We start from the raw sequence: 12993 nt of genomic DNA on the forward strand, positions 1-12993 counted from the left end.
TGTTATTACGCCTCCATTACTAATAATTGTGGGTCATTCAATAGACGTTTAATTTGGTTTAATGCTTTTTGAGCAGTTGCGCCGTCAATTAAACGATGGTCAAAGCTTAGAGATAATGCTAATACTGGAGCTGCAACGATCTCACCGTTTTTCACAACTGGTTTCTCAGCGATACGGCCGATACCAAGGATTGCTACTTCTGGGTGGTTGATAACTGGAGTGAACCATTGTCCACCTGCAGAACCAATGTTTGTAATTGTGCAAGAAGCGCCTTTCATTTCAGCAGGAGCTAAACGACCTTCACGTGCTTTACCAGCAAGATCATTGATCTCGTTAGAAATTGTGAAGATAGACTTGCGATCTGTATCTTTAACAACTGGTACTAATAGACCTTTGTCTGTATCAGCTGCGATACCGATGTTGAAGTAATGTTTATGAACTACTTCTTGAGAAGCATCATCTAAAGAAGTGTTTAACATTGGGTATTCACGTAATGCAGATGTTAAAGCTTTAACAACGTATGGAAGGTAAGTTAATTTAATACCTTTGTCAGCTGCCACAGCTTTGAACTTCTTACGATGAGCAACAAGTTCAGTTACATCTACTTCATCCATTAATGTTACGTGAGGAGCTGTATGTTTAGAGTTAACCATTGCTTTCGCAATTGCTTTACGGATACCACTCATTTTCTCACGAGTTTCTGGATATTCACCAGCTGGGATTGGTTGTGCTTTTGGTGCTTCTTCTTTCGCTGCTGCTGGAGTAGCTTCTACTGCTGCTGGAGCCTCAGTTGCTGCTACTGCTTGTCCACCATTTGCAAATGCATCGATGTCAGCTTTTACGATACGACCGTTCTTACCAGAACCAGCTACTTTATGAATGTCTACGCCGTTTTCACGAGCATATTTACGAACAGATGGCATAGCGATTACGCGCTCATTTACTACTTCTGCAGTTGCTGCTGGAGTAGCTTCAGCTTTAGGAGCTTCTTCTTTTGCTTCTTCAGCTTTAGGAGCTTCGTCATGATCGTCGCCTTTAAATTTAAGGTTTTCGTATCCAGGAGCATCAAATTTAATTAATGTATCTCCAACTACTGCAACCGTACCTTCTTCTACAAGTACTTCAAGTACTTTACCTTTAACAGGAGAAGGAATTTCTACTACTGCTTTATCATTTTGTACTTCAAGAAGTACGTCGTCTTCGTTTACTTCGTCGCCTGGTTTAATAAACCATTTTACGATTTCACCTTCGTGGATACCTTCACCGATATCTGGTAGTTTAAATTCAAATGCCACGGAATTCAGCCCCCTGATTCATTTCTTTATTATGGAATATGGCAAAAGAAATCAGCATGTGCTGATTTCTTTTGCACATGAATAAGTAAAAATTAGAAGTTCATTACTTTGTTAACAGCTTCAACAATATCTTTATGGTTTGGTAACCATACGCTCTCAGCTTGAGAGAATGGGAATACTGTATCAGCAGCTGCAACACGTACAACTGGAGCTTCTAAGTTTAAAATTGCACGGTCGTTAATTTCCGCTACAACGTTAGCTGCAATACCAGCTTGTTTTTGAGCTTCTTGAACTACAACTACGCGGCCTGTTTTTTCAACAGAAGCGATGATTGTTTCGATATCTAATGGTTGAACTGTACGTAAGTCAACAACTTCTAAAGAGATACCTTCTTTTTCAAGTTCTTCAGCAGCTTTTAATGCAGCGTGAACCATAGCACCGTAAGCGATAACAGATACATCTGTACCTTCACGTTTGATGTCAGCTTTGCCTAAATCAATTGTGTATTCACCTTCTGGTACATCTTGACGGAATGAACGGTACAATTTCATATGCTCTAAGTAGATAACTGGATCGTTGTCACGAATCGCAGAGATTAAAAGACCTTTTGCATCGTATGGAGTAGATGGAATAACAACTTTTAGACCAGGTTGTTGAGCCACTAAACCTTCTAAGCTATCAGCATGTAGTTCAGGAGTATGAACACCACCACCGAATGGAGAACGAACTGTTACTGGAGCAGTCCAACGTCCACCAGAACGGTAACGCATACGAGCTAATTGACCAGAAATTGAATCCATTACTTCATAAACGAAACCGAAGAATTGGATTTCTGGAACTGGACGGAATCCTTCAAGTGCAAGTCCAACTGCAAGTCCACCAATACCAGACTCTGCAAGTGGAGTATCCATTACACGGTCTTCACCGAATTCAGCTTGTAAACCTTCAGTAGCACGGAATACACCGCCGTTTACACCAACGTCTTCACCAAACACAAGTACGTTAGGGTCATTTTTCATTTCAACGCGTAAAGCATCAGTGATTGCTTGAATCATTGTCATTTGAGCCATGGCTTACTTCGACTCCTTTTCTTTGTAAATTTCATATTGTTCAGCTAAGTTGTAAGGCATTTTTTCGTACATGATTTCCATTAAATCAGTAACTTTTTGTTTTGGAGCTTGGTCAGCCTTAGCAATTGCTTGTTTGATATCTTCTTTTGCTTCTTCGATTACTTTCTCTTCAACTTCTTGAGACCATAGGCCTTTGTTTTCTAAGAATGCACGGAAGCGTACGATTGGATCTTTTTGTTCCCATTCGTTCTCGATATCTTTTGTACGGTAACGAGTTGGGTCATCACCAGCCATTGTATGTGGACCGTAACGGAATGTTAAAGTCTCGATTAAAGTAGGACCTTCACCATTTACTGCACGCTCACGAGCGAAAGCAGTTGCTGCGTATACAGCTAATGGATCCATACCGTCTACTTGAATTCCGTAAATACCTGCTGCTACTGCTTTTTGTGCTACAGTTTTAGCTGCAGATTGCTTTTCTACTGGAGTAGAGATTGCATAACGGTTGTTTTGTACAACGAAGATTGCTGGAGCTTTGAATGCACCCGCAAAGTTCATACCTTCGTAGAAGTCACCTTGTGAAGCACCACCGTCACCAGTGTAAGTAATTGCAACAGATTTTTTACCACGTAATTTCATACCTAACGCAACACCAGCAGTTTGGATGATTTGCGCACCGATGATAATTTGTGGAGCAAGTGCATTTACGTTCTCAGGCATTTGGTTACCCATGAAATGTCCACGAGAGAATAAGAATGCTTGGTATAATGGTAAACCGTGCCATACTAATTGTGGCACATCACGATATCCTGGTAAGATGAAATCTTCTGCTTCAAGTGCGAAATGACTTGCTAATTGAGAAGCCTCTTGTCCAGCTGTTGGTGCGTAGAAACCTAAACGTCCTTGACGGTTTAAAGAAATAGAACGTTGATCTAGTACGCGAGTATACACCATACGGCGCATTAATTCTTTTAATTGATCATCAGATAATTCAGGCATAGCTGCTTCATTCACAACTTCGCCTTTTTCATTTAAAATTTGTAATGTTTCAAATTGAGCTGCGATAGCTTTCATTTGCTCATCAACATTAAATAGGGTCTTTTTTGTTTTAGTACCCATTCCGTTCACCTCTTCCTCTCTTGAACCATATTCTGAAACGCTTTCACTATCTATTAGCTAGATGGAAACCGCAACAATGTAAACCAACAAATTTATTTGTCGGTTGAGAATAATTTTGTGTACCTAACAATCTGTACTAATGTTTTTTCAGAAACATATTAATACAATCTTGATCACGTTTTTTAGTTTACAACTATTCTAATTACGATGTCAATTACTTTGAATACGTTTTTTTATAAATAATCTGCAGGTTTCTCCTACACAAACGTGTTTTTATTTTTCACATCTGTATTAGTAAGCATTAACCTACTGTTATATTATTCCCTTTTTAACTTGTTTTTTCTCTTAGAATAATATGTAAACGATTTAATTCCCTTTAGTTTTTCTCTCTTCTTAGCAAAAATATACAAACTCTTCTTCCTTTTATAGGTAATTACCCATACATTTCTACTCTTCCCTCCATACATTATAGTAACCGCAGTATTAGCGGGAAATGATAAAGGAGGTCATCTCATGTACGGATATTCATATTGCTATCCAACTTGTTCATATCCTTCCTACGGTTATGGCGGTTCTTGTGGTGGGTCTGGACGCGGCTTCGCCTTAATCGTTGTGTTGTTTATTCTTTTAATTATCGTTGGTGCTGCTTGCATTCGCTAATGTAAAATGAAACAACTATGGAAAGAAAGAGACGGCTCTGCCGTCTCTTTCTTTTTATTCCTACATAACCGATCTATCTTCCCCTTACTTGCCGATGACTTTTTCCATCTCCTTTGGTAGACTAAAAAGGAAAGGAGAGATTACATATGCTTACAATGAAAGATGTAATTCGCGAAGGAGATCCTATTTTGCGAAACGTTGCAGAAGAGGTAGTACTACCAGCGAGCGAAGAAGATACAAATACTCTTAAGGAAATGATTGAATTTGTAATAAATAGCCAAGATCCTGAAATGGCTGAAAAATATAGTTTACGCCCTGGAATCGGATTAGCGGCTCCGCAAATCGGTATTTCAAAAAGAATGATTGCGGTTCATGTAACAGATACGGACGGTACGTTATATAGTCATGCATTATTTAATCCAAAAATCATTAGCCATTCTGTTGAACGTACATATTTACAAAGTGGTGAAGGCTGTCTATCAGTAGACCGTGAAGTACCTGGTTATGTCCCTCGTTATACAAGAATTACAGTGAAAGCAACTTCTATTAACGGCGAAGAAGTAAAGTTACGTTTAAAAGGGTTACCAGCAATTGTATTTCAACATGAAATTGACCATTTAAATGGTGTTATGTTCTATGATCACATTAATAAAGAAAATCCATTTGCCGCTCCTGACGATTCAAAACCTCTAGAGCGATAGTAAAAAAGGCGGAATATACTCTTCCGCCTTTTTACTATATGAAATAGATTCCATATTCACTTATAGCAATCCAGCCCATTTTAAACCATGATATATACCGTCTTCACTAACATCCTTTGTCACATGATTTGCAAGTTTTTTCAAGTCTTCATGACCATTCCCCATCACAATACCTGTCCCAACTGCTTCAATCATTTCTAAATCATTTAAGCCATCCCCAAATGCATACACTTGTTCACGGTTAAATCCTAGCTTTTCAATGAATTTCTCAATCCCTTTTGCCTTAGAACCACCATTTGGAATAATATCCATTGAATACGCATGCCAGCGAATAAAATGAAAGTCTGGGTACTGATTTATAAACTTTTCTTCTTCATTTACTTCACAGAAAAGAAGTGTTTGATAAATATTACGCTTCTCATAAAAATCAGGTTCATATGCCGGATGCTCAAAATGTAAACTGCCAAACCCTTCTTTCACATAATCATGATATTCCACTGATGCTCTCATTTCTTGATGATCAAGATATACAAGTGGATATCCTTCTTGTTTTGCAAACTGAGTAAACTTATGTAGAGCAGCTGGATGTAATGGGTTATTAAATACTACCTCATCTTCAAATACAACGTACTGTCCATTAAAGCTAACATAATTGTGGATATTAAGTTCCTTACGAATATCTTCGAACATAAATGGCGCACGTCCTGTCGCAATTGCTACATGCACGCCTTTTTCTTGTAACTGCCTTACTGCGTCTCGCGTAGATTGCGGAATCTTCTTATCATGATCTAATAATGTTCCATCAATATCAAAAAAGACAATTTTATCATTCATTTGTCAAAATCCTTTCTGTTACTCTATATTCCTATTTTGATTATCGCTTTTCAAATACTAAAAAAAAGTATAACATATTAAACATCTGTGAAGAAAGCGTTCACTTTCTGACCTTATTTATGAAACCTGCATATATATATTAGTAAAAAATGTGGATACTTGTTCGTATGAATTTTCTTTTCTATTCTTTCTCATACTATAGCTATAACTAACGGCTACTAATCGTTACTATAGAATAACTTTCTCTGTATGAGAAAAGACAAGATTCAACATTCACTTTTGTCCTCTTTCTTATATCAGAGACGGCGTTTTCACTAGTAATATGCATGTTTAAAATAAGGAAAGGAAGGAGTAATCATGCTGAAGAAGCTGAAGAAAAAGCTGAAGCGTTATTTAAAAGATCTAGTCCGTAAAAAGACGATCGCTTAAATTATGCCCATTTCGGGCTTTTTCTTCATTCTCATTCGAAAAAACATGAAAATCGTGACTGTTTGCTTTATAATAAGTAACAGATAATGCAAAACATAGACAAGGAGAGGTTTTCCAAATGATTTTTAAAGTATTTTATCAAGAAAAAATGACTGAGGTTCCAGTACGTGAAAATACAAAAGTTTTATATTTAGAGGCTACGTCTGAGAAGGATGTTCGTACAAAATTAAATAAGTTCGCATATAATATCGAATTCGTTCAGTCTGTGACTGGCAATCATCTTGAATATGAAAAAGAAAACGCTGATTTAACATTAGCGGAAATCGTATAGTCATATGAAATTTCTAAAGAATGATCAAGCAGCCGTTTTTGCTTTAGGTGGTCTTGGTGAAATCGGTAAAAATACATATGCTGTTCAATTTCAAGATGAAATTATTATAATTGACGCTGGAATTAAGTTTCCAGAAGACGAACTCCTCGGAATCGATTATGTAATACCAGATTACACTTATTTTGTGCGAAACGAAGATAAAATTAAAGGGCTATTCATTACACATGGTCACGAAGATCATATCGGTGGAATTCCTTACTTATTACGTCAAGTGAACATTCCGATTTATGGCGGAAAATTAGCAATTGCACTAATCAAAAACAAATTAGAAGAGCACGGATTACTTCGTAAAGCAAAGCTTTATGAAATTCAAGAAGATGATGTTATTAAATTTAAAAAGACATCTGTTTCCTTCTTCCGTACAACTCACAGTATCCCAGATTCATACGGAGTTGTTGTGAAAACACCTCAAGGACAAGTGGTTCATACTGGAGATTTCAAATTTGACTTCACACCGGTTGGTGAACCAGCGGACTTAACAAAAATGGCTGAAATCGGAAAAGACGGTGTACTTTGTCTCTTATCTGACAGTACAAACAGTGAAGTTCCAAACTTTACAATGTCTGAGCGCCGTGTTGGTGATAGTATTCAAGATATTTTCCGCAAAGTAGAAGGTCGTATTATCTTCGCAACCTTTGCATCAAATATCCATCGCTTGCAACAAGTCGTTGAAGCGGCTGTTGAAAACAATCGTAAAGTGGCTGTATTTGGCCGAAGTATGGAGGCAGCGATTGAAATCGGACAAAACCTCGGTTATATTCGCTGTCCGAAAGATACATTCATAGATGCATCTCAATTAAATCGTCTACCGGCTAATAAAGTTGTTATTTTATGTACAGGTAGTCAAGGGGAGCCAATGGCAGCACTTTCACGTATTGCTAATGGTACCCATCGTCAAATTCAAATTATTCCTGGCGACACAGTTGTGTTCTCTTCTTCACCAATCCCTGGTAATACAATTAGTGTAAGCCGTACAATTAATATGTTGTACCGTGCTGGTGCTGATGTAATCCACGGAAAACTGTCAAACATTCATACGAGTGGACACGGCGGACAAGAAGAACAAAAACTAATGCTTCGTCTAATTAAACCGAAGTATTTCATGCCAATTCATGGTGAATATCGTATGCAACGTATGCATATGAAATTAGCAAATGATTGTGGTATTCCAGAAGAAAACTGTTTCATTATGGATAATGGTGATGTTCTTGCCTTACGTTCAGATGAAGCAAGTGTAGCTGGTAAAATACCATCTGGATCTGTTTATATTGACGGAAATGGTATTGGAGATATCGGTAATATCGTATTACGCGATCGTCGTATCCTTTCTGAAGAAGGACTTGTTATTGTCGTTGTAAGCATTGATATGAAAGAATTTAAAGTTGCAGCAGGGCCTGATATTATCTCACGTGGTTTCGTTTATATGCGCGAAAGTAGTGATTTAATTAATGATGCTCAAACATTAATTACAACTCATTTAGAAAAAGTAATGGAACGTAAAACAACGCAATGGTCTGAAATTAAAAATGAAATTACAGATACATTAGCACCATTCCTATATGAGAAAACGAAACGTCGCCCAATGATTTTACCAATCATTATGGAGATATAAGAAAAAGGACAATACCTTTATGGTATTGTCCTTTTCTCTTATCTTAAAAAGTGCTTGAAACGATCTACTTCATCGTCATGACCAATTACAATTAATATATCTCCCGCTTGAATGTTTTCCGTAGCTCGAGGAGATACAATAACTTCTTTACCACGTTTAATCGCTACAATATTCAATCCAAACTTCGCACGAATATCTAATTCGATTAAAGAATGACCATCGATTTTTTTATTTGCAATAATCTCTACAATACTATGCTCATCTGAAAGCTCAAGATAGTCTAATACATTACTTGATGCAATATTATTAGCAATCCTTTTTCCCATATCACGCTCTGGGTGCACAATGTGATCTGCTCCTATTTTACTTAATACTTTTTCATGGTAATCATTTTGAGCTTTTACAGTAATATTTTTTACACCTAACTCTTTCAGAATTAACGTTGTTAAAATACTTGAATTCAAATTGTCCCCAATCGCAACGACTACATGATCAAAATTACGAATACCAAGACTTTTTAATACCATCTCATCTGTTGAATCTGCAATTACAGCATGTGAAGCTATATTTGCAAACTCATTAATTTTATCCTCATCTGAGTCAATTGCCATTACTTCCATACCTAATTGAGCAAGTTCTCGACAAATACTTCCACCAAAACGCCCAAGCCCAATGACAGCAAATTCTTTCTCTTTTTCACCCACAGGAATTCCTCCAATAACATCGAATACTATGTATTTTTATTGTAACATACTTTAGATTTGCTACAAAAACCTGTATATCATTCTTTATTTTTGTTTTTGCATATAAAAATACTGTTGTAAATAAAATGCGATACTGAAAATTAACATACCAAATACAAATATGTTTCCAAATGAACTAAACGTTTCAAAAACGAATAATAACGTTTCTTGTCCGAAGAAAGCAAATAATAGTTGTGTAAATGCGAATAGCAATGCCAATATATAATGGTGTTGATGGAATAAATAATGCGTTGCACCTAAAAAAGCGATAAACGAAAGAATGAAAATCCACCAATTTTCTAAAAACAGTTGCCAATTCGTAAATTGATACCCATTTACTAATATCGCAATAATTGATATAACCGCCATCGTTGGCACACTCCATAACAATGCACGCCCTCTAAAGAAATGCGTACCTTTTACATCTCCCTTTTCATTTGCAATGTATGTTAGCACGACAGTACTTATATACAACACAGAGAGAATTGTTAAAACAATTATGAGCCAAAAATGCAACTGATAATATTCATGTTCTATATTCGTCACGATAGCAGCTAGCATACACGGTATTAGCATTCCCGTCCAACCATCTACTTTTCTCTCATTCCAAAATACCGTATTACCAATACGAATTCCTAATAGCATAAAAATAATGATACCTAGTACAAATAATGTAGTCTTATTTCCTACTAAGCTCGTTGAAAAAGCAATTAATCCAATAAATAAAAAAAGAACAAACCCATTCATAATTTCTAGTACAGGTGATAAATACCTTTTCACCCAGTTGTATGTCTCTTCATATTCATTATTATTCGCTAAACGGTAGGCATAAAAACTTATCCCAAAATAAACCGCCGCAATAATAACATATGTATATAAAACAAAACATAAAATCGCACTGCTAATCTGCACGTAATTCCCCACCCTTTTTTCTACGTTTCACCTTGATTTTACACACTTTCCACACGAATTGTAAACATATATAAGCTAGTTAACTAATCATCTTCTCAATAAGCGATAATGAATAATGAGCAGCGGCTCAAAACCACTGCTCATTATTTTATCCATTTGTATGCCGATGTGTATTCAAAACAAATATGAAAGATGTTTTCACCTTGGAACTAACGAATACCCACCAAGTTGGCGAGCAAATTTACTTTCTAGTTCCCTTCCATTTTACATATTGATCTAAAAATACGATAGCTTTCTCAATAGCCTCTTCATCTGGCTTTAATTTTGCATGATGTAAACCATATTCTGAATTTACCCCAAGCCAAAACATAAATCCAGGAATCTCTTGAAGCATATAACCAAAATCTTCACCTGTCATTGCCTCAGTACATGTAATTACTTTCATATCAGTTTGTTCACTTACAAATTGCATAAACTCTCTCGTTAATGCTTCATGATTGTATACTTGATGATACATCGCTCCGTAGTCAATAACGGCTTCACATTGGAAGGAAGCTTCTATACCTGCAACAATTGCCTCAATCCTACTTTTAACACGGCTCATCGATTCCACTGATAACGTTCGGATCGTTCCCTCTAATCGAGACTTTTCTGCTATGATATTTTGAACTGTACCGCCTGTTATTTTTCCGATTGTAATTACTGCACTATCAAGTGGGTTTACATTACGACTAATAACAGACTGAAGCTGTGTAACAAGGTGACTAGCTGCGACAATCATATCATTTGCAGTATGAGGATAAGCTGCATGTCCACCTTTCCCCTTTAAATCAACATATAACTCTGATGTATTTGCAAATAATAGCCCCTCTTTTGTAGCAATTGTCCCTACAGGGTATTCAGGTGCAATATGAAGGCCGAGAATAATATTTGGCTTCCATTCTTTTAACTCTTCACTCTCTAACATAGGAAGAGCCCCTCCAGGCCCTTCTTCAGCTGGTTGGAATAGAAATACAAGGTCATCATCTATTCTTTCTGTTACAGCTGCTGTTAGGAGGCCTAAACCGATTGTCGTATGTAAGTCATGTCCACATGCATGCATCATTCCTTCATGAACAGAAGCGAACTCATATCCAGTTTCCTCTGTAATTGGTAAACCGTCTATATCTGCGCGATAACCTATAACTTTTTCTGGATTCCTTCCCTTTACTTTAACAATAACACCTGTTCTCCACACTTTCACTTCCACATGTTCATTCGAAAGCGTTCCTATGTAATCTAAAATATACTGTTGTGTTTTCCACTCTTTAAATCCAATTTCCGGTATTTTATGTAAGTCTCTACGAATTTGAACGAATTTGCTTACTACCATTTTTGCACCTCTATCTATAAAAAGCGTAAGAGCCTGTTTATGCTCTTACGCTTTTTTGTTTTTATTTCTCTGGGTTTAATTGACGAAGTTCTTGTTTAATTTCAGTTTTTGCTTTTGTCTTCTCATCAATCTCTTTAATTACACGTGCTGGAGTACCTGCTACAACTGTATATGGAGGTACATCTTCTGTTACAACAGCTCCTGCTGCTACAACTGCACCTTTACCTACTGTAACTCCCTCTAACACAACTACGTTAGCACCAATAACAACATCGTCTTCAACGATAACTGGTTTTGCTGAAGGTGGCTCAATAACACCTGCAAGTACTGCGCCTGCACCTACGTGACAGTTCTTACCAACAGTTGCACGTCCACCAAGTACCGCGTTCATGTCGATCATAGACCCTTCACCAATTACAGCACCGATATTAATTGTTGCATTCATCATAATAACAGCGTTGTCGCCGATTTCAACGTGGTCACGAATAATCGCACCTGGCTCAATACGAGCTTTAATACCTTTTAAATCAAGCATTGGGATTGCAGAATTACGACGGTCATTTTCAACAACGTAATCAACAATGTACTTGCTATTTTCATCTAGAATTGTCTTAATTTCAGACCATTCTCCAAATAATACACCAGACTTTTTGTTTACAAATGCTTGTACCGTTTCAGGGAATGTTACTTCTTTTAAATCCCCTTTTATGTATACCTTTACAGGAGTTTTCTTTTCACTTTTTTGAATAAACGAAATAATTTCGTTAGCGTCCATCATTTTCATTCTTGTTGCCTCCTAAATCCATTTATAATGTTACTCTACCAAACGATAGGGCGAGTAGCAAGATAATAATCCTATTTTTCCATTTGAATTTCTTCTATAATTTCTAAAAATGCTTGTACTTGCTTCAATTGTCTAGCTGATTCACTCGTCAATAACCATGTTTCTCTCGTTAATTGGACAGGTGTTTTATACATATTTTCCTGTACTTCTTTTAGAACAGTAGAAGGTAAAAGAGCATAACCTATACCATTTAAAACGAGTTGTTTGCAAGTCTCAATTTGATCAACGACAATCGTTCTCTTAGGTGGATTAGAAAATAAACCATACCACCAATTTTGTATTTGTCCATAATAAGTCGAATCACTTTTAAATTGAATAAATGGTCTATTTGTTTCTTTTAACATCGAAATATCTTTTATTTCTTTATCCACTAAATAAAGTTCATCTTCAAATAATTGTTGCTTCTGGCCTTTATATTCTTGTGTTCCTCTCAATATAGCAACATGCACGTCTCCTTCATAAAATTGCTTTTGCACCTCACTACTCCAGCCAGTAAACAGCGATATTTTTACAGAAGGATATTTATGTACAAACTTCTTCAAAACAGGAGGAAGCCAATATTGACCAATAACTGATGCGACAGCTATTTTTAACGTCCCGTGAGTTTCTGTTCTAAAAACAGCTAGTTCACTTTTAATATCCTCTTCCCTTTGTAGCATTTCTTTTGCGTAATTTGCAACTTTTTCCCCTTCAGGTGTAATTGTCAATCCTTTTTGCGAGCGAATAAAAAACTTCATTCCCCATTGTTTCTCCATAGATTGTAATCGTTGACTAAGCGCAGGTTGTGAAACAAATAAACGTTCCGCCGCTTTTCTCATATTTGATTCCTGTGCTAACACAACCATCATTTGAAAATCATCAATTTGCAACTTTCTCCCTCTTTCCTTAGCTTCCATACACCTTATCTCAATAAGCTTTTCATCCGTAATTTAACTACATACGCTTATATTTTTTATCTTTTTAAATATAATACATACACAACTGATATGCACGAAAAAAAAGTGACTTCTT

The 12993-nt window shown here is 36.5% G+C and carries 13 protein-coding genes; 4 read left to right on the top strand and 9 right to left on the bottom strand.

What is annotated here, in order from left to right; all coding sequences use genetic code 11:
- Positions 1–5 precede the first annotated feature (5 nt).
- From pdhC to pdhA, 3 genes are all read right to left on the bottom strand, one after another.
- Complete coding sequence (pdhC, locus tag PDQ40_RS10675; RefSeq protein ID WP_000863427.1) at positions 6–1295, bottom strand: pyruvate dehydrogenase complex dihydrolipoyllysine-residue acetyltransferase; 1290 nt, start codon at positions 1293–1295, stop codon at positions 6–8.
- Between the two features lie 92 nt (positions 1296–1387).
- Positions 1388–2365 carry a pyruvate dehydrogenase complex E1 component subunit beta gene (pdhB, locus tag PDQ40_RS10680; protein ID WP_000068166.1) on the bottom strand — a complete coding sequence of 326 codons (978 nt, stop codon included), beginning with the start codon at positions 2363–2365 and terminating at the stop codon, positions 1388–1390.
- Positions 2366–2368: 3 nt separating this feature from the next.
- Entirely contained in the window at positions 2369–3484 is a 1116-nt protein-coding gene (gene pdhA / locus PDQ40_RS10685) for a pyruvate dehydrogenase E1 component subunit alpha (protein ID WP_000536893.1), read from the bottom strand.
- 513 nt (positions 3485–3997) lie between these two features.
- On the opposite strand from pdhA, the gene PDQ40_RS10690 reads away from it, so the two are divergent.
- Positions 3998–4144, top strand: a complete 147-nt coding sequence (locus PDQ40_RS10690) for a YjcZ family sporulation protein (protein WP_000274562.1) — start codon at positions 3998–4000, stop codon at positions 4142–4144.
- A 146-nt stretch (positions 4145–4290) separates the two neighbouring features.
- Positions 4291–4845: a peptide deformylase gene (gene def / locus PDQ40_RS10695; protein ID WP_000957059.1), complete on the top strand. Its 555-nt coding sequence runs from the start codon at positions 4291–4293 to the stop codon at positions 4843–4845.
- Positions 4846–4905: 60 nt separating this feature from the next.
- Here def and PDQ40_RS10700 read toward each other — a convergent pair whose 3' ends face one another.
- Positions 4906–5679 carry a Cof-type HAD-IIB family hydrolase gene (locus PDQ40_RS10700; protein ID WP_000998288.1) on the bottom strand — a complete coding sequence of 258 codons (774 nt, stop codon included), beginning with the start codon at positions 5677–5679 and terminating at the stop codon, positions 4906–4908.
- 547 nt (positions 5680–6226) lie between these two features.
- Here PDQ40_RS10700 and PDQ40_RS10705 point away from each other — a divergent pair.
- Together PDQ40_RS10705 and rnjA are read left to right on the top strand one after the other, a co-directional pair.
- Positions 6227–6439: a DNA-dependent RNA polymerase subunit epsilon gene (locus PDQ40_RS10705; protein ID WP_000576444.1), complete on the top strand. Its 213-nt coding sequence runs from the start codon at positions 6227–6229 to the stop codon at positions 6437–6439.
- A gap of 4 nt (positions 6440–6443) precedes the next feature.
- Complete coding sequence (gene rnjA / locus PDQ40_RS10710; RefSeq protein WP_000670368.1) at positions 6444–8111, top strand: ribonuclease J1; 1668 nt, start codon at positions 6444–6446, stop codon at positions 8109–8111.
- Positions 8112–8149: 38 nt separating this feature from the next.
- Here the strand turns inward: rnjA and PDQ40_RS10715 are convergent, their stop codons facing one another.
- The 5 genes from PDQ40_RS10715 to PDQ40_RS10735 all read right to left on the bottom strand — a co-directional run bounded on the left by PDQ40_RS10715 (position 8150) and on the right by PDQ40_RS10735 (position 12878).
- Entirely contained in the window at positions 8150–8815 is a 666-nt protein-coding gene (locus PDQ40_RS10715) for a potassium channel family protein (protein ID WP_000504032.1), read from the bottom strand.
- 84 nt (positions 8816–8899) lie between these two features.
- A complete protein-coding gene (locus tag PDQ40_RS10720; RefSeq protein ID WP_101218883.1) occupies positions 8900–9766 on the bottom strand; it encodes a cytochrome C oxidase assembly protein in 867 nt (288 codons plus the stop codon).
- Positions 9767–10007: 241 nt separating this feature from the next.
- Positions 10008–11138 (bottom strand): N-acetyldiaminopimelate deacetylase, encoded by a 1131-nt coding sequence (locus PDQ40_RS10725; protein WP_000261645.1) that lies wholly within the window; start codon positions 11136–11138, stop codon positions 10008–10010.
- Between the two features lie 61 nt (positions 11139–11199).
- Complete coding sequence (gene dapD, locus PDQ40_RS10730) at positions 11200–11922, bottom strand: 2,3,4,5-tetrahydropyridine-2,6-dicarboxylate N-acetyltransferase (protein WP_000783248.1); 723 nt, start codon at positions 11920–11922, stop codon at positions 11200–11202.
- Positions 11923–11993: 71 nt separating this feature from the next.
- Entirely contained in the window at positions 11994–12878 is an 885-nt protein-coding gene (locus PDQ40_RS10735; RefSeq protein WP_001984809.1) for a LysR family transcriptional regulator, read from the bottom strand.
- Positions 12879–12993 lie beyond the last annotated feature (115 nt).

The organism is Bacillus cereus group sp. Bc061 (genome assembly GCF_027715825.1).
Classification (GTDB): Bacteria; Bacillota; Bacilli; order Bacillales; family Bacillaceae_G; genus Bacillus_A; species Bacillus_A paranthracis.